Consider the following 16,110-nt stretch of genomic DNA (forward strand, 5'->3'; position numbering starts at 1 on the left):
GTCATGCGGTGACGGGCTCCAGGGAAACGGCGGCGCGGGCGAGCGCGCCTTGCAGTGCGCCGGGCGGCATGCGGTGCCAGCGCACGGCCACGTGACCATCGGGGCGCAGCAGGTAGACAGCGCCGTCGCGTGCGCCGAGGGCCTGGAAAACGGCTGGGTTCGCGTGCGCATCAGCGCCGTCGACGCCCGGGGCGGCGATGGTGCGGATGGCAAAAGGCAGCGCGCCTTGCTGCGCCTGCTTCACATCGTCCTCGGGCAATTGCACGGCGGCACTGGCATTCGGCCGCAGCACCAGCAGCGTGAAGACCGGCGCGATCAGGTCGGTGAGATGGCCGTGTTCGAGTTGCTGCTCCGGCATCACCTCGCCCGGCAGCGGCCCCGCGGGCAACGCATCACCCTCGCTCGACAACGGCGACTCCGCATAGCGCACCGCCTGCGTCTGCCGCGGGTTGATCAGTTGCGCGATGCCGCGATGTTCTTCCGACAGCGAGAGCGCAGCTTCGCGCAGCAGGTCGAAACCGCGCGAAGGCGGCGACATGAACTCCGTGCTGCGCATCGCGTTCTCTGCGTTGACGTGGAAGGCCGCGATGCGCTCCTCGGAATACGAATCCAGCAGCGCCGCATCCGACACGCCGCGCGCCACCAGCGCCAGCTTCCATGCCAGGTTGTCCGCATCGTCGAAGCCCGAGTTGAGCCCGCGCACGCCGAAGATCGGCATCGCATGCGCCGCGTTGCCCGCGAACACGACGCGGCCGTGGCGATAGCTCTCGAGCGTCATCGCGCCCGCGCGGTAGACCGAAGTCCACACCGTCTTCCACGGCAGGTGCCCTTCGCCGATCGCATCGAGATGGCGCTGCACGAACTCGGCGACGGCCGCGGGCTGCAGCGCCTCTTCAGTGCTCTGGCCGGCGCGCAGCTGGTAGTCGATGCGCCAGATGTCGTCGGGCTGGCGGTGCATCAGCACGGTCGAGCCGGGGTTCCACGGCGGATCGAACCAGGCGCGGCGCTCGGTCGGGTGGTCGCTGTGCAGCTCGATGTCGATGATCACGTAGCGGCCTTCGTAGCCCGTGCCTTCGAGCGAGAGGCCGAGGGCCTTGCGCACGAAGCTCTGGCCGCCGTCACAGGCGGCGAGCCACTGGCCCTGCAGGCGGTAGCTGCCCTCGGCGTTGCGCACGTCGAGCGCGACGCCGTCCTCGTCCTGCGCGAGCCCCGTGAGCTCGGTGCCCCAGCGGATGTCGATGAGCCCCGGCGTCGCCTCGTTGCGGCGGAAGATTTCCTCCAGCAGGTAATGCTCGGCGTAGTACTGCTCCAGGTTGATCATCGGCGGCAGTTTTTGCTGCGCGTCGTGCGGCATCTCGAAGCGGAACACCTCGGCCGTCTTGTAGTAGCTGCGCCCGCCGGTCCACGGCAGGCCCTTGGCCATGAAAGAGTGGCGCACGCCGAGCCGCTCCATGATCTCCAGGCTGCGCCGCGAGATGCAGGCCGCGCGGCTGCCGACGCACACCGTGTCGTCGGCTTCCAGGATCACGCAGCGCACGCCGTGGTTCGCGAGCCCCAGCGCGAGCGCCATGCCGACCGGCCCGCCGCCCGCGATCACCACGGGATGGCGGCCGGGCTCGATGCCGTTTGCTTCGAGCGGCGGCGTCCAGACCTTGTAGCGCGTGTAGTCGAAGGCGCCGACCGACGGCGGCAATTCAGTCGCGCCCAGGGTGGGCCGCACGGGGCCGCTCGCGGCATCGGCGGCAACAACAACGGTGGGGTTCGTCATGCAACGGGATTGTCCCGATGCACGGCGGCCGCCAATGTCATAACTTCGTATGAAGTATTTACCCTCGAAGATTCACCCGAACGCATGAGACGCTGGCGCATCCACCCCACCGACGCGGCGCTGGCTGCGGCCGTCGTCGGCGACGTGCTCTCCGGCGTGGGCACGCCGCACCTGGCCGCGAGCTATCTCAAGGCGATGCAGCGCGTGATGCCCGTCACCTTCTGCACGGTGTTCGCGGTGAGCGCCGCGGGCCGCATCGAGGCGGTGTCGGCCGCCAGCAGCTACGGCAGCACGGCCGAGCGCACCACCGAGCGCTATGTGGAACAACGCTTCGACCTGCTCGACCCCAACATGGCCTGGCTCGCGGCCCGCAAGCTGCCGCAGCGCGCGCAGCTCTGGCTGGGCCACCAGCGCGCCGAGGAGGTGGCCGACCCGGCCTACCGCGCCGCCTGCTATGGCGACGTCGGCATCCGCGAACGGGCCTCGGTGCTGTTGCTGCTGCCGACCGGCCAGCGCGTGGCGGTGAGCTTCTACCGCAGCCTCGCGCAGCCGGCGTTCGATGCGGCCGACTTCGCGCGCATCGAGGCGCATGCGACGCTGCTGGCCGACGCCACCGCGGCGCATGGCCGCAGCGCGATGGCGGCAAGGGAGTCCGCGGCGCCCGCCCTCGCCTCGCGGTTGCTGACGCTGAGCCTGCGCGAACGCGAGGTCATCGGCCACCTGATCGCGGGCAGGACGGCGAAGGAAGCGGCGCGTGAGATCGGGGTGGAGCTCACGACGGTGCGCACGCATCAGTACCGGGCGTTCCGGCGGCTGGGCATTCGTTCGCAGAAGGAACTGCTGCTGCGCGCCACGGCAGGCGCGTAGCGCCCCTTCTCTGTCTCTCTTTGCTTACTTGGCTGCGTCCAGGCGCTTCTGCATGCGCGCCGAGCGGTCGGCCGACGGCGGATGCGAGCTCATGAGCGAGCTGCCGGTGGCGCCGCCGCTGAGCTTGGCCAGCTTGTCGAAGGCAGTGACCAGACCCTTGCGATCGAGCTTGCGCTCGGTCAGCAGGTCGAAGGAATAGTTGTCGGCCGCGCTTTCGTTGGCTTGCGAGAACTGCGCGTTGACGAACTTCTCGCCCAGGTCGCCGGCCTGCGACTGCGACAGCTGGGCCGCGACCCCACCGGCAGCGCCGGCCAGTCCGCGCACGGCCGAGGCGGCGTAGGCGGTCTGCATGCGCGACTTCGAGTGGCCCAGCGCCACGTGGCCGATCTCGTGGCCGATCACGCCACGCAGTTCATCGTCGTTCATCAGATCCATCAGGCCGCTGTAGACACGGATGCAGCCGTTGGCCATGGCCCAGGCATTCACGTCCTTGGTCATGTAGACCTTGTAGTTGGCCGTCTTGCCGTTGACGGTGGTGGGCATCTGCTTGATGACCTGGTTCAGGCGCGTGGCATAGCGGCTGCCGGCGGGCGCAATCTGGTTCTTCTGGTCCATGGCGGCGCACGACTGATCGGACATCGTGCTGACCTCGGTGTCGCTCAGCGACATGGCCTTGAAGGCCGAACCGCCCGCCTGGGCGAGCGCGGCGGTATCGGCGTTCTTCATGGTTTCGCAACCGGCAAGGGCGAAGGCCGCGACGGCGGCGGCGATGGGCAAATAACGCATGGGAACTCCCGTTTTTATTGGTATGGATGGCGGCCGCAGAGCGCAGCCGCCGGACGCGCTGCCCGCGCGATGAAGACGCGCCAGGGCGGCCGCTCGATCATAGCCATGGCAAAACGGGCCGGCCGACACCGGCAAGCAGCGGCATGCGCGACACGCGGCGCACTGCCGCCGTGCCCTCAGTCTTCGGCCGCTTCCTCTTCCGCCGCCGGCTTCACCAACGACACCGGCGCCTCCTTCGGCCGTCCATTCGTCGACACGATCTCCTGGTCGATCGCCCCGAACAGCGAGCGCCCGTCCAACCCCTTCATCTCGATGCGGATCGTGTCGCCGAACTTCATGAATTCGGTGACCGGCGCGCCGGTCTGGATCGTCTCGATGCAGCGCTTCTCGGCGATGCACGAATAGCCCTTGGGCCAGTCCATCTGGCCGTCTTTCTTCTCGACGCCCTTGTTGCTCACCGTGCCGCTGCCGACGATGCTGCCGGCGCGCACGTTGCGCGTCTTGGCGATGTGGGCGATGAGCTGGCCGAAGTGGAAGGTCATCTCCGGGCCGGCGTCGCACATGCCGACCTTGCGGCCGTTCCAGCTGCTTTGCAGCGCGAGGTGCACGCGGCCGTCCTGCCAGGCTTCGCCGATCTCGTCGAGCGTCACGGCCACGGGGCTGAAGGCGGTGGCGGGCTTGCTCTGGAAGAAGCCGAAACCCTTGGCGAGCTCGGCTGGAATCAGGTTGCGCAGGCTCACGTCGTTGGCGAGCATCACGAGGCGGATGCCGTCGAGCGCCTGGTCGGGCGTGGCGCCCATCTTCACGTCGCCGGTGATGACGGCGATCTCGGCCTCGAAGTCGATGCCCATGGCTTCGCTGGGCACGACCACGTCGTCGACCGGGCCGAGGAAGTCGTCGCTGCCGCCCTGGTACATCAGCGGGTCGGTATAGAAGCTCTCGGGCACCTCGGCGCCGCGGGCCTTGCGCACCAACTCGACGTGGTTGATGTAGGCCGAGCCGTCGGCCCACTGGTAGGCGCGCGGCAGCGGCGCCATGCACATCGCGGGATCGAACGGGAACGAATGACGCGCGCGACCGGTGTTGACGGCGTCATACAGGTCCTGCAGCTGCGGGCTCATGAAGCCCCAGTCGTCCAGCACCTGCTGCAGCCGGCTCGCGATGCCGGTGGCGTAATGGGCGAGCGTGAGGTCGCGCGAGACAACGACGAGCTGGCCGTCGCGCGAGCCGTCCTTCAGGGTGGCGAGTTTCATGATGCGGTGCGTGATGAAGGACGCGGCGCGAACCCGTAAGGCCGGGCGCCGCTCCCACTAAACTGGTTGAACGGGCGGCAGTTTACCGAGGTGGTCTTTCTGAACCTCCGCGCGCCGCGCCCACTCCACACCTGATGTCGACGCTCGTCGCCCCCCCTTCGCGATCTTCGCTGCCTGCCGGCCTGCCTGGGCGTCCGTCCTGGCGGGTGCTGATCGGGCTGACGCTGGCAGTCGCGCTGGTCCATTTCCTGGTCCTCGGGGTGGCACCGATGGCGATCGGGCCGGAACCCTCGCCGCTCGCGAACAAGTTCATCACCCGGACCATCGTGATCGCGCCGCCCGCGGCGGACAAGCCCGCGGCGCCCGCACCGGCCGCCGCCGCGCCGGTCGAGGCCAAGCCGAAGCCGCCGGCCAAGCCCCGGCGCCCGCGCGCGCCGACGCCGCCCAAGCCGGAGCCGCTGCCCGAACCGGACATCTCTGCACAACCCGCCCCTGAAACGCCCGACCTGACGGCGCAGGCCGCTACCGATTCAGGAGCAACACCGCCCGAATCGCCTGCCAGTGCACCGGCAGCCCCCGAAGCCGCACCTGCTGCCGCTGCCGGCACCGGAAGCGGCACGCCGGGCGGCACAACGGCAGCCGGCAGCGAAGCCTCGGGCACCATCGCCGGCACCCAGGCGCTGCGGATTCCCGGCTCCGTGACGCTCGATTTCGAAGCCACCGGCCAGACCGGCGCCTCCCCGCAGCGCGGCGTGTTCGGCGAACTGGTCTGGCTGCAGGACGGCAGCCGCTACGACGGGCGGCTCACGCTCAAGGCGGTGTTCTTCACCCTGCTGAACTGGCACAGCACCGGCAGGATCGGCCCCTCGGGCCTTGAGCCCGAGCGCTATTCGGAAAGCCGCAAGGCCGAGGTGGCCTCTCATTTCGTGCGCGACCAGGGGCAGGTCATCTTCAGCAACAACGCCCCGCCCGTGCCGCTGCAGCCCGGCGCGCAGGACCGCATGAGCGTGATGATGCAGCTGGGCGGCCTGCTGGCGGCCAGCCCCGAGCGCTACCCGGCGGGCACCCGGATCTCGGTCCAGACCGTGGGCGTGCGTGACGGCGACGTCTGGGTCTTCGTGGTCGGCGACGAGGAAAAGCTGACCCTCCCGGCCGGCGAATACACCGCGCGCAAGCTCACCCGCACGCCCAGGAAGGAATTCGACCGGAAACTGGAACTCTGGCTGGCGCCGAAGTACGGCTACCTGCCGGTTCGCATCAAGCAAACCGAGACAAACGGCGACTTCGCTGACGCCCAATTGCGCAAACCCCTACCCGAAGGCCCTGCCAATTGAGGCAAAAAGATCACAAGTCGACCGGCCCAGCGACAACTGTTCTTGAAACTGGCGCGTTGATTGCTATCTAACCCGATATGAACGCCATCGATATCCTCACTGGGCCCGCCATGAACATGCTTTACGACTCGGAGTCCTTCGTTGTCGTGCACGTGCAGCCGAATGACGGCGACGAGCCCGCGAAGCCCAATGTGCCCGTGCTGGAGCGCCACGGATTCGAAATCGTGGACAAGCGCTCGGGCAAGGAGGTGTACCTCGACGGCTCCTGGGCCGAACTGTTCCAGCAGCAGATCGCCGCCTGGCAGCTCAACACCCCCACGCAGGAAGAAGTCGAGGACACCCTCGAGGGCTACGCCGAACTGGCCCACACCCCCGTGCTGGTGCACTGAAGAGCGCTCGGCCTCCCCATGAAAAAGCGCCCCGCCGGGCGCTTTTTTCATGGGGCGCCGGTCTTGCGCAGGTAGATCCACCGGAACATCGGCCCGACCAGCAACAGCACCGCCACCAGCCGGCAAACCTGGAACGCCGTCACCACCGGCACGCCGAGCTGCAGCACCTTGGCCGTGATCGCCATCTCGGCGATGCCGCCCGGCGAGGTGCTCAAAAGCATCGTCGCCGGATGCAGCCCGGTCGCCCGGGCCAGCAGCCAGGCCACCCCGCCGCACAGAACCAGCATGGCGAAGGTGCCCAGCGCCACCGAGCCCAGCCAGCGCGGCGCCGTGTGCAGGAACTCGCGGCTGAAGCGCACGCCCAGGCTCACCGCGATCACGAGCTGCGCCGCGTTCGACATCCACGTGGGCACCGCCGACAGCGACTGCCCGGCGATCGTGAATCCCATCGCCACCAGCAGCGGGCCGATGAACCACGGGTTGGTGCGGCCCAACGCGCGCATCGCGAGGCCACCGATGCCCGTGGCCAGTGCGAGCAGCGCCAGCCCGCCCGCGTTCACTTCGCGCACGCCCGGCGGGTTGATCTCCAGGCCGTGCAGCCCGCTCCACTGCATCGCGAACGGGATCGTGACCGTCACCACCACCAGCCGCAGGCTGTGCGCCGCCGCCACGAGGTCGGTGCGGGCGCCGGCCGATTCGGCCAGCAGCGTCATCTCCGAGGCGCCGCCGATGGCGCCGGCAAAGTAAGTCGTGGCTTTCATGGCGCGCGGCGGCACATGCGGCATCCGCGACGCATGCACTCCGTACAGCCAGCGCCCGAAGCCCCAGCCGAGCAGCAGCGCCCATGCGATGGCCAGCGCAATCGCCCACCAGATGCCCGCCACCAGCGACACCACATGCGGCGTGAAGTAGAGACCGAGCGCGGTACCGATGGTCCATTGCCCCGCGTTGCGCAGCGGCGTGGAGCTGGCGGTCGGCGCACCCGCGATCGAGGCGAGCGACACCGCCAGCAGCGGGCCGATCATCCAGGGCAGCGGCGTGTGCAATGCGAGGCAGGCGCCCGCCGCGGCCAGTGCGAGCAGCAGCGTGGCCAGCACGCGAACGAAAAAACGGAGGGGCACGAACAAGGAAAAAGGGACAGGGAAAAGCGCAATTGGATGGCACGGCGCGCATGCACCGCGGGGATAGTATGGCCCGATGCTTTTTCAACGCTGGCCCGCGCGGGCTCCACGTTTCCTGTTCCCGCTACTGGCCGCGGCCGCCCTCGTGGCGTGTTCCCCGTCCCGCCTCTTTCCCTCCGGCCCCGATGCGCCCGTCGCGAACCGTGTCTCTGCGTTGTTGCCGGTCGATGCGCTGCTCCTCGGCGAGCAGCACGATGCGCCGGAACATCATGCGATCGAGCGTGAAACCGTCGAAGCGCTGGTCGCACGCGGCCAGCTCGCCGCGCTGGCGCTCGAGATGGCCGAGGAAGGCCGCAGCACCGCGCAGCTCGCCTCCACCGCGAGCGAAGCCCAGGTGCAGACCGCCCTCGGCTGGAGCGACAAGGCCTGGCCCTGGGCCAACTACGGCCCGGCCGTGATGGCCGCCGTGCGCGCCGGCGTGCCGGTGGTCGGCGCCAACCTGCCGCGTGTGCGCATGAAGGATGCGATGGCCGATGTGTCGCTCGACGTGCAACTGAACGGCGAGGCCTATACGGCGCAGCAGGATGCCGTGCGCGAAGGCCACTGCAAGCTGCTGCCCGAGTCGCAGATCATTCCGATGACGCGCATCCAGGTCGGCCGCGACCGGGCGATGGCTCAAACGATCGTGAAGTCCAGGCAGCCGGGCAAGACAGTGCTGCTGATCGCCGGCGCCGGCCACGCGGTGCGCACGCTCGGCGTGCCGCAGCACCTGCCGGACGACGTCAAGGTGACCTCGGTGCGGCTCCTGGCCTCGGCGACGAACACGGTCGAAGCGGGTGACTACGACAAGACCTGGCTGACGCCGCCGCTGCCCGAGAAGGATTACTGCGCCGAGCTGCGCCGCCCGGCCAACAAGGCGAACGCCGCGTCCTGATCGTCCGCCTTTCTGCAGTTCGCGATGAACAGCAGAAAGGCTGCAGGCAGACCGCTCAGGCGTGCTTCCTGATCGAATCCGCCAACGTGTTCACCAGCGTGTCGATGTGCGACTTCTCCACGATGTACGGCGGCGCCATCACCAGCACGTCGCCCGCGGGCCGCACCAGTGCGCCCTTGTGGAAGCAGTCCAGGAAGATCTCGAACGCGCGCTTGCCCGGCGTGCCCGCGATGGGCGCGAGTTCCACCGCCGCGGCGAGGCCGAGGCTGCGGATGCTGATCACGTTGGGCAGGCCCTTGAACGCGCTGTGGAACGCATCGCCCAGCACCTTGCCCATCTCGCCGGCGCGGGCGAACAGGTTTTCTTCCTTGAAGAGATCGAGCGTGGCAATGGCCGCGGCGCAGGCCACGGGATGGCCCGAGTAGGTGTAGCCGTGGAAGAACTCGACCACATGCTCGGGCGCGTCGGTCTTCATCATCGCGTCGTAGAGCTTGTCGCGGCAGATCACGCCGCCCAGCGGAATCACGCCGTTGGTGACGCACTTGGCGAAGTTGAGCATGTCGGGCACGACGCCGAAATAGTCCGACGCGAAGTTGGTGCCCATGCGGCCGAAGCCGGTGATGACCTCGTCGAAGATCAGGAGGATGCCGTGCTTGTCGCAGATCTCGCGCAGGCGCTTGAGGTACCCCTTGGGCGGCAGGTACCAGCCGGCCGAACCGGCCACCGGCTCCACGATGATCGCGGCCACGTTGCTCGGATCGTGCAGCGGCAGGATGCGCGTTTCCAACTCGACCAACGGGTCTTCGGCCCACACCGGCTCCTCGTTGTGGATGTAGGCGTGGTTCACCGGATCGTGGATGAAGCGCATGTGATCCACGCGCGGCAAAAAGGCAGAGCCGAACACCTTGCGGTTACCCGGAATGCCGCCTACCGACATGCCGCCGAAGCCCACGCCGTGGTAGCCCTTCTCGCGTCCGATGAACACATTGCGATGGCCCTCGCCGCGTGCGCGGTGGTAAGCCAGCGCCACCTTCATCGAGGTGTCGGCGGCTTCTGAACCTGAGTTGCAGAACAGCACCTTGTTGAGGTCGCCCGGGGCGAGCGCCGCGATCATCTCGGCCGCGCGGAAGGCCTTGTCGTTGCTGACCTGGAAGGCGGTGGCGTAGTCGAGCGTGTCGAGCTGCGTCTTGATGGCCTCGTTGATGGGCTTCCTGTTGTGGCCCGCCCCCACGCACCAGAGGGAGGAGACGCCGTCGATCACCTTCTTGCCGTCGTGCGTGGTGAACTCCATGCCGTCGGCCGCCACGAAGACGCGCGGGTCTTTCTGGAAATGGCGGTTGGGGGTGAAGGGCAGCCACTGGTTGCCCATGTTGAAGTCCTGGTAGGCCATGTCTCGCTCCTGCGGTTATCTATCGGGGGAAAATCGGGATTCTGGCACCCCTGCGACAATCCTGCCCCTGATGACGACCCCAACTCCCACCTCGCCCGCCTACATCCTGAACCTCTCGTGCCCCGACCGCACGGGCATCGTGCATGCCGTCTCGGGCTTCCTGCTCGAGCGGGGTGCCAACATCGAAGAGGCCGCCCAGTACAACGACCACGGCACGGGCCTGTTCTTCATGCGCGTGCGCTTCGCCTGCGGCGACCACGGCGAAGCGGTGTTGCGCGAGGAACTCAAGACCTTCGCCGCCGGCTTCGGCATGAACCTGCAGCTGCACGCCGCCGCGGAGCCGATGAAGACGGTGATTCTGGTCAGCAAGGAAGGCCACTGCCTCAACGACCTCCTGTTCCGCTGGAAGAGCGGCCTCCTGGCCATCGACGTGCGCGCGATCATCTCGAACCACCGCGACTTCTACCAGCTGGCCGCGAGCTACAACGTGCCGTTCCACCACATCCCGGTGACGGCCGCGACCAAGCCACAGGCCGAAGCCAAGCAGCTCGAAATCATCGAGGCCGAGGGCGCCGAACTGGTGGTGCTCGCGCGCTACATGCAGGTCCTCAGCAACGACCTTTGCAAGAACCTGGCGGGCCGCGCGATCAACATCCATCACTCGTTCCTGCCCAGCTTCAAGGGTGCCAAGCCCTACTACCAGGCGCACGATCGCGGCGTGAAGCTGATCGGCGCCACCGCCCACTACGTGACGGCCGACCTCGACGAGGGCCCGATCATCGAGCAGGACGTGGCCCGCGCCGACCACACCGACACCGTCGAAGACCTCACGGCCCGCGGCCGCGACACCGAGAGCCAGGTGCTGGCCCGCGCAGTGAAGTGGCACAGCGAGCACCGCGTGCTGCTGAACGGACACCGGACGGTCGTGTTCCGCTGAGCACTACCGGCGGCCGGCGTCTTCTCCATAAAAGAAAATGCCCGCGGAACCGGCTCGGCCGGTGCCGCTGGCATTTGCCCTTGTGGCCTTGTGAGGGACAGGCCAGAGAGCGGCGCGACATGCGCGCCGCCCCCGAAGATCAATTGCGGTTCGGGTTGTTCGGACGGCTGTCGTAGCGGTTCGGCACGCCATCGCCGTCGCGGTCCCAGCGGCCGCGGTTGTATTCCCAGCGGCCGTTGTTCTCACGCCATTCCGGTGCGCGATACGCATAGCCCGGACGAGCGCGCACATAGGTGCCGCGGACCCACACGTGGTGGCCGCGCTTCCATTCATAGTGCCCCGGCGCCCACACATAGCCACGGCGCGGCGGCGGCACGCGTTCCGCACGCGGCGGCGGCGGTGCGACCTGGATAACCACCGGCTGCGCTTGCGCCGTCGTGGGAATGGTCATTGCCGCGCCCATCGACAGCAGCGAAGCGGCGCCAATGGAAAGGGTGATTGCGAGTTTTTTCATGGGAAGCTCCTCATGAGTGGTTGGAGCCTTCATGCTGATCGGCCCATGTGAAGGCCCTGTAAGCCTTACACGAAATCTTGTGTAAAGCTGTTTCGCTACCTTTTGGGGTACTTTCGGCGCATTCGCCGCACTTACTCCTGCAATTCCTTCAGGTCGATGGCCGCGGCCATCGCGGCGTGGCCGGCCTTGTTGGGGTGCAGGTGATCGCCGTTGTCGAACTGCGGATTCAACGCCTGCGGGTCCGCGGGATCGCGCAGCACGGCATCGAAATCGATCACGCCATCCACGTCATGGCGACCGCGGATCCAACGATTGACCGCGTTGCGCATGGCCTCGTTGCCCTCGTTCCAGTACGGCGTATTGCGGAACGGCGGCACGGTGCCGAGCAGCACCTTGATGCCCTTGGCGCGCGCCTGCTTCACCAGCTGCTGCAGCCCGTCGGTGATGCGCTCGGCGGTCGGAAGATCATGCACCGTGTCCGGGTTCCCGGGCACGCCCAGGAACACGCTGCGGCCGATGTCGTTGGTGCCCAGCAGCACGATCGTGTGCGTCACGCCGCTCTGCCCCAACGCATCGCGCGCGAAACGCGAAAGCCCGTGGGGCCCGATGCCATCGACCAGCAGGCGGTTGCCGCCGATGCCGGCATTGAGCACCGACACCTCGTGCGCCGCCTGCGGGCTGTCGCGCAGCCGGGTGGCCAGCATGTCGGGGTACGCGCCATCGCCGGACTCGCCGCCGCCCGCGGTGATCGAGTCGCCGAACGCGACCACGGTGCGGACGGACTTCGTGGTCAACACGTCCAGGCCCGTCACGATGTGGTTCATCGGGAGCGTCGTTGCACCCTGCAATTTCGATGCTGTCACGGCATTGCCCGGCGCGACCCAGCTCGTGTCGACGGAGAGCAGGTGCACCGTGCCATAAGGCGTTTCGCGGTCGAAGAAAGCGCTGACCGCCATGGTCTGCCCGGCCTCGATCTTCAGGTCGACGCCATCGCTCCACGCCTCCGCACCGGGTGCGATGGTCAAGCTGCCGCGACCGCCGAAGCGCAGCACCCGCAACGTCGACGGAGAAATCGCATCGGCGCCCGTGCTGCGCGCCACGCTCGCGGCCGCGATGCGCAACGGCGCCTTGCCGAAGCGGTTGGAAAAACGAATGCGGATGCGCTCGCCGCCGAGCGTGGGTGCCAGTTGCTGGCGCAGCGTCTGCCCGCGGAACTGATCGCCGCCGGGTGCGGGCTTGTGCGCCACGGCCGGGTTCGCAGCCAGCTCGCGAAAGTCCATCGGTGCCACGGCCCAACTACCGACCCAGTGCGCGTCGGCGGGTTGCTTCGGGCGGTGGTCGGGCTGCACGGCCTGCACGCCGACCGCCAACACGGCGAGGCACAGCGCGGCGACCCAATGCGCCAGTGCCACTTCGCGAAGGCGCAACAGCCAGCGGGAAACGAGATTCATGCGTGCAAAGCGGCTCAGTTTACGGAGCCGTCTTGCCCTCTGGCGCGACGGGGTCTAGCGCGTGGTTACCAAGTGTCTATATAGGGAGAAACACGTGCTGCTGCACGCGTGGCGGAAGCCAAACCACGCACCAGCCAGGTGCGGGTCTCGGCCGGATCGATGACCGCATCGATCTCCAGCGTCTGCGCCATGTGAATCGCCTCGCCGTTCGCGTACTGCTGCGCCACGAGCTTCTTGAAGAGCGCGTCGCGCTCCACGCCCTCGGGCACCGCCGCAAGTTCCTTGCGAAAGCCCAGGCGCACCGCGCCTTCGAGTCCCATCGCGCCGAACTCGCCCGTGGGCCAGGCGACGGTGAACACCGGCGCATCGAAGCCGCCGGCCGTCATCGCCTGCGCGCCGAGGCCGTAGCCCTTGCGCAGCACGACCGCGAAGAAGGGCACGCGCAGGTGCGACGCCACCATGAACATGCGACAGACGTGGCGCACCTGGGCCTGTGCCTCGATCTCGGGGCCGACCATGAAGCCCGGCGTGTCGCACAGCGAGACGATGGGCAGCCCGTGCGCGTTGCACAGCTGCATGAAGCGCGCAGACTTGTCCGCGGCCTCCACGTCGATCGCGCCGCCGAGGTGGTGCGGGTTGTTGGCCATGAGGCCGACCGGCCGGCCCTCGATGCGTGCGAGCGCGGTGATGATGCCGGCGCCGAAGCCCGCGCGCAACTCGAGCAGCGAGCCGGTATCGGCCACGCCGCGCATCGCCGCGCGCACGTCGTACACGCGCAAGCGGTTCTCGGGCACCACATGGCGCAGCGTGCGCGGATCGGCGCAGTGCCAGTCGGCGACCGGGCCCTGGAAGTACGAGAGGTATTGCTTCGCCGCGGCGACTGCGGCGGCTTCGTCTTCCACGAGGATGTCGATCACGCCGTTGCGCGACTGCACGCTGCTCGGCCCGATCTGCTCCGGCGCGAACGTGCCGAGCCCGCCGCCTTCGATCATCGCGGGCCCGCTCATGCCGATGTTGCTGCCGCGCGTGGCGATGATCACGTCCGCGCAACCCAGCAGCGCCGCATTCCCGGCGAAGCAGCGGCCATGCACGATGCCGACCACGGGCACCTTGCCCGAGAGCGCCGCGAACTGGCTGAAGGTGTGGTTGTTCAAGCCCGCGACGATGGGCATGTCGGTGTCGCCCGGCCGGCCGCCGCCGCCCTCGGCGAACAGCACCACGGGCAGCTTCAGCTGGTGCGCCACCGCCAGCAGCCGGTCGGTCTTGTGGTGGTTGCGCATGCCCTGCGTGCCGGCAAGCACCGTGTAGTCGTAAGCCAGCACGGCGCAGCGCGATTTCTCGGGGCCGAACTGCTTCGCGTTGATGCTGCCGAGGCCCGTCACCATGCCGTCGGCCGGCGTGTTGGCGATCAGGTCTTCGAGCGTGCGGCGGCGCGTCTGCGCGGCAATGGCGAGTGCGCCGTATTCGATGAAGTTGCCGGGGTCGGCGGCGGTGTCGCACAGGTCCGCGATGTTCTCGCGCGCGGTGCGGCCGCCTTGTGCGTGGCGCTTGTCTACGGCCGGCTTGCGGTTGACGTCGAGCGTGGGTGCGTGGCGGTCGATCACCTTCTGCAGATCGGGGCGAATCGCATCGAGGTCGTGCTCGGTGCGCGCCTCGGCCTCGACGGCCTGCGCATCGACGGCCTCCAGCCGCACCAGCGACTGGCCTTCGACGAGATAGTCGCCGGGCTCCGCGAGGAGCGCGACCACGCGGCCTGCACACGGCGCGTGGAGAAGGTGCTCCATCTTCATGGCTTCGAGCACACCGAGCTGCGCGCCGGCCGGAAGCACGTCGCCGACGGCCACTTCGAACTGCACCAGCTTGGCGGGCATCGGGGCTTTGATAGTCAAGCCATCGTCCGGCTCATCGGCCACGGACGTTGCGGCCTGCGCAGCGACGGGGGCAGTTGCCCTCGCGTGCTTTTCAAGCGATGCAGCAGCAGCCAGCAGATCGCCCAGATGCGCCTCGACGAAGCGCGTGTGCACCGCCTGCGTCGCGAACTCGGGCCGCGCGGCGATGGCACACAGCAGCGGGAGATTGGTGGCGATGCCGTCGATGCGGCACTCGTCCAGCGCGCGCAGCGAACGCCGCAGCGCGTCGGCAAAGTTCGGCGACGGCGAATGCACGATCAGCTTGGCGAGCAGCGTGTCGTAGTGCGGCGAAGGTGCGAGGCCTGCATAGCCGTGTGTATCGACGCGCACGCCCGGACCGCTCGGCAGATCGAAGCGTGCGAGCGAGCCGCCCGATGGCCGCGCATGGCCTTGCGCGTCCAGCGTCTCGGCGTTGATGCGCCACTGCACCGCGAAGCCGCGCTGCGGCGCCGTGCGGTCGGCTTCCACGCCCAACGCATTCAGCGATTGGCCCGCAGCCACCGCGATCTGCAGTTGCACCAGGTCCAGCCCGGTGACGGCCTCGGTCACCGTGTGCTCGACCTGCAGCCGCGGATTCGCCTCGATGAAGACGAAGGGCAACGTCGCCGATGCCGCATCGACAAGAAATTCGAAAGTGCCAAGGCCGCGATAACCCACCGCCTTCGCCATGCGCAGCGCAGCCTGCGTGACCTGCGCGCGCAACGCCTCCGGCAGCGAAGGACTGGGCGCGATCTCCACCAGCTTCTGGAAGCGCCGCTGCAACGTGCATTCGCGCTCGCCGAGGCTCGCCACGGCCTGCCCGTCGCCCAGCACCTGCACCTCGATATGCCGCGCGTTGCGCATCAGCCGTTCGACGTACACGCCCTCGATGCCGAACGCCGCCTTGGCCTCGGACATGCAGCGCGCATGCGCTTCGGGCAGTTCCTCGGCATTCAGCACCGCGCGCATGCCGCGCCCGCCGCCGCCGCCGATGGCCTTGACCATCACGCCCGCGCCCTGTGCATGCTGCTCGGCGAAGAAGGCCTGTGCCTCTGCGAGCGTCACGGCACCGGCGCTGCCGGGCATCACGGGCACGTCGCATTGCGTGGCGAGTTCGCGTGCGCGCGCCTTGTCGCCGAACAGGCCCAGTTGTTCAGGCGTCGGCCCGATGAAGACCAGCCCCGCATCCGCGCAGGCCTGTGCGAAATCCGCACGTTCGCTGAGGAAACCGTAGCCGGGATGCACCGCATCGCAACCCTGCGCCTTCGCGACCGCGATCAGCGCAGCCACGTTGAGATACGCAGACGGCCCGGTCGCATCGAGCGCCACCGCCACGTCGGCCAGTTGCACATGAAGCGCCGCAGCATCGTCGCGCGCATGCACCGCCACGCTGGCAATACCCAGGTCGCGCAGGGCGCGCACCAGCCGCACGGCGATCTCGCCGCGGTTGGCAATCAAAACTTTGGAGAACACGCGA

The 16,110-nt window shown here is 68.3% G+C and carries 13 protein-coding genes; 5 read left to right on the plus strand and 8 right to left on the minus strand.

Annotation, left to right across the window (positions count from 1 at the left end):
* Nucleotide 1: 1 nt before the first annotated feature.
* The gene (locus tag J2W23_RS29435; RefSeq protein WP_307651265.1) at nucleotides 2-1,768 is read right to left on the minus strand and encodes an FAD-dependent monooxygenase; all 1,767 of its coding nucleotides are present in this window, start codon (nucleotides 1,766-1,768) and stop codon (nucleotides 2-4) included.
* 84 nt (nucleotides 1,769-1,852) lie between these two features.
* Between J2W23_RS29435 and J2W23_RS29440 the strand changes: the two genes are divergently transcribed.
* Nucleotides 1,853-2,635: a helix-turn-helix transcriptional regulator gene (locus tag J2W23_RS29440; RefSeq protein WP_176661933.1), complete on the plus strand. Its 783-nt coding sequence runs from the start codon at nucleotides 1,853-1,855 to the stop codon at nucleotides 2,633-2,635.
* A 24-nt stretch (nucleotides 2,636-2,659) separates the two neighbouring features.
* On the opposite strand, the gene J2W23_RS29445 is transcribed toward J2W23_RS29440, so the two are convergent.
* Together J2W23_RS29445 and J2W23_RS29450 are read right to left on the minus strand one after the other, a co-directional pair.
* Complete coding sequence (locus J2W23_RS29445; RefSeq protein WP_176661932.1) at nucleotides 2,660-3,421, minus strand: M48 family metalloprotease; 762 nt, start codon at nucleotides 3,419-3,421, stop codon at nucleotides 2,660-2,662.
* 176 nt (nucleotides 3,422-3,597) lie between these two features.
* Entirely contained in the window at nucleotides 3,598-4,674 is a 1,077-nt protein-coding gene (locus J2W23_RS29450; protein ID WP_176661931.1) for a fumarylacetoacetate hydrolase family protein, read from the minus strand.
* A gap of 134 nt (nucleotides 4,675-4,808) precedes the next feature.
* Between J2W23_RS29450 and J2W23_RS29455 the strand changes: the two genes are divergently transcribed.
* Together J2W23_RS29455 and J2W23_RS29460 are read left to right on the plus strand one after the other, a co-directional pair.
* A complete protein-coding gene (locus J2W23_RS29455) occupies nucleotides 4,809-6,008 on the plus strand; it encodes a DUF3108 domain-containing protein (RefSeq protein WP_307651266.1) in 1,200 nt (399 codons plus the stop codon).
* 110 nt (nucleotides 6,009-6,118) lie between these two features.
* Nucleotides 6,119-6,397 carry a BTH_I0359 family protein gene (locus tag J2W23_RS29460; protein WP_042577641.1) on the plus strand — a complete coding sequence of 93 codons (279 nt, stop codon included), beginning with the start codon at nucleotides 6,119-6,121 and terminating at the stop codon, nucleotides 6,395-6,397.
* A gap of 47 nt (nucleotides 6,398-6,444) precedes the next feature.
* On the opposite strand, the gene J2W23_RS29465 is transcribed toward J2W23_RS29460, so the two are convergent.
* Nucleotides 6,445-7,518: an AbrB family transcriptional regulator gene (locus J2W23_RS29465; protein WP_307651267.1), complete on the minus strand. Its 1,074-nt coding sequence runs from the start codon at nucleotides 7,516-7,518 to the stop codon at nucleotides 6,445-6,447.
* A gap of 76 nt (nucleotides 7,519-7,594) precedes the next feature.
* Here J2W23_RS29465 and J2W23_RS29470 point away from each other — a divergent pair, with 76 nt between their 5' ends.
* Entirely contained in the window at nucleotides 7,595-8,452 is an 858-nt protein-coding gene (locus J2W23_RS29470; protein ID WP_176661928.1) for a ChaN family lipoprotein, read from the plus strand.
* A gap of 55 nt (nucleotides 8,453-8,507) precedes the next feature.
* On the opposite strand, the gene J2W23_RS29475 is transcribed toward J2W23_RS29470, so the two are convergent.
* Nucleotides 8,508-9,842 (minus strand): aminotransferase class III-fold pyridoxal phosphate-dependent enzyme, encoded by a 1,335-nt coding sequence (locus tag J2W23_RS29475; RefSeq protein ID WP_307651268.1) that lies wholly within the window; start codon nucleotides 9,840-9,842, stop codon nucleotides 8,508-8,510.
* 70 nt (nucleotides 9,843-9,912) lie between these two features.
* On the opposite strand from J2W23_RS29475, the gene purU reads away from it, so the two are divergent.
* A complete protein-coding gene (gene purU / locus J2W23_RS29480; RefSeq protein ID WP_176661926.1) occupies nucleotides 9,913-10,779 on the plus strand; it encodes a formyltetrahydrofolate deformylase in 867 nt (288 codons plus the stop codon).
* Nucleotides 10,780-10,918: 139 nt separating this feature from the next.
* Here purU and J2W23_RS29485 read toward each other — a convergent pair whose 3' ends face one another.
* The 3 genes from J2W23_RS29485 to J2W23_RS29495 all read right to left on the minus strand — a co-directional run bounded on the left by J2W23_RS29485 (nucleotide 10,919) and on the right by J2W23_RS29495 (nucleotide 16,106).
* Nucleotides 10,919-11,293, minus strand: a complete 375-nt coding sequence (locus J2W23_RS29485) for a YXWGXW repeat-containing protein (RefSeq protein WP_176661923.1) — start codon at nucleotides 11,291-11,293, stop codon at nucleotides 10,919-10,921.
* A 131-nt stretch (nucleotides 11,294-11,424) separates the two neighbouring features.
* Nucleotides 11,425-12,744, minus strand: a complete 1,320-nt coding sequence (locus J2W23_RS29490) for an SGNH/GDSL hydrolase family protein (protein ID WP_307651269.1) — start codon at nucleotides 12,742-12,744, stop codon at nucleotides 11,425-11,427.
* A gap of 65 nt (nucleotides 12,745-12,809) precedes the next feature.
* Nucleotides 12,810-16,106 carry a carboxyl transferase domain-containing protein gene (locus J2W23_RS29495; RefSeq protein ID WP_307651270.1) on the minus strand — a complete coding sequence of 1,099 codons (3,297 nt, stop codon included), beginning with the start codon at nucleotides 16,104-16,106 and terminating at the stop codon, nucleotides 12,810-12,812.
* Between the last annotated feature and the right edge of the window lie 4 nt (nucleotides 16,107-16,110).

The sequence above is a fragment of the Variovorax boronicumulans genome, from assembly GCF_030812215.1.
In the GTDB taxonomy this organism is placed as follows: domain Bacteria; phylum Pseudomonadota; class Gammaproteobacteria; order Burkholderiales; family Burkholderiaceae_C; genus Variovorax; species Variovorax boronicumulans_C.

Bases quoted from the DNA above. Each gene is read 5' to 3' on its own strand.
- J2W23_RS29435 (WP_307651265.1), bottom strand. From the start codon at position 1,768: ATGACGAACCCCACCGTTGTTGTTGCCGCCGATGCCGCGAGCGGCCCC.
- J2W23_RS29440 (WP_176661933.1), top strand. From the start codon at position 1,853: ATGAGACGCTGGCGCATCCACCCCACCGACGCGGCGCTGGCTGCGGCC.
- J2W23_RS29445 (WP_176661932.1), bottom strand. From the start codon at position 3,421: ATGCGTTATTTGCCCATCGCCGCCGCCGTCGCGGCCTTCGCCCTTGCC.
- J2W23_RS29450 (WP_176661931.1), bottom strand. From the start codon at position 4,674: ATGAAACTCGCCACCCTGAAGGACGGCTCGCGCGACGGCCAGCTCGTC.
- J2W23_RS29455 (WP_307651266.1), top strand. From the start codon at position 4,809: ATGTCGACGCTCGTCGCCCCCCCTTCGCGATCTTCGCTGCCTGCCGGC.
- J2W23_RS29460 (WP_042577641.1), top strand. From the start codon at position 6,119: ATGAACATGCTTTACGACTCGGAGTCCTTCGTTGTCGTGCACGTGCAG.
- J2W23_RS29470 (WP_176661928.1), top strand. From the start codon at position 7,595: ATGCTTTTTCAACGCTGGCCCGCGCGGGCTCCACGTTTCCTGTTCCCG.
- J2W23_RS29475 (WP_307651268.1), bottom strand. From the start codon at position 9,842: ATGGCCTACCAGGACTTCAACATGGGCAACCAGTGGCTGCCCTTCACC.
- purU (WP_176661926.1), top strand. From the start codon at position 9,913: ATGACGACCCCAACTCCCACCTCGCCCGCCTACATCCTGAACCTCTCG.
- J2W23_RS29485 (WP_176661923.1), bottom strand. From the start codon at position 11,293: ATGAAAAAACTCGCAATCACCCTTTCCATTGGCGCCGCTTCGCTGCTG.
- J2W23_RS29490 (WP_307651269.1), bottom strand. From the start codon at position 12,744: ATGAATCTCGTTTCCCGCTGGCTGTTGCGCCTTCGCGAAGTGGCACTG.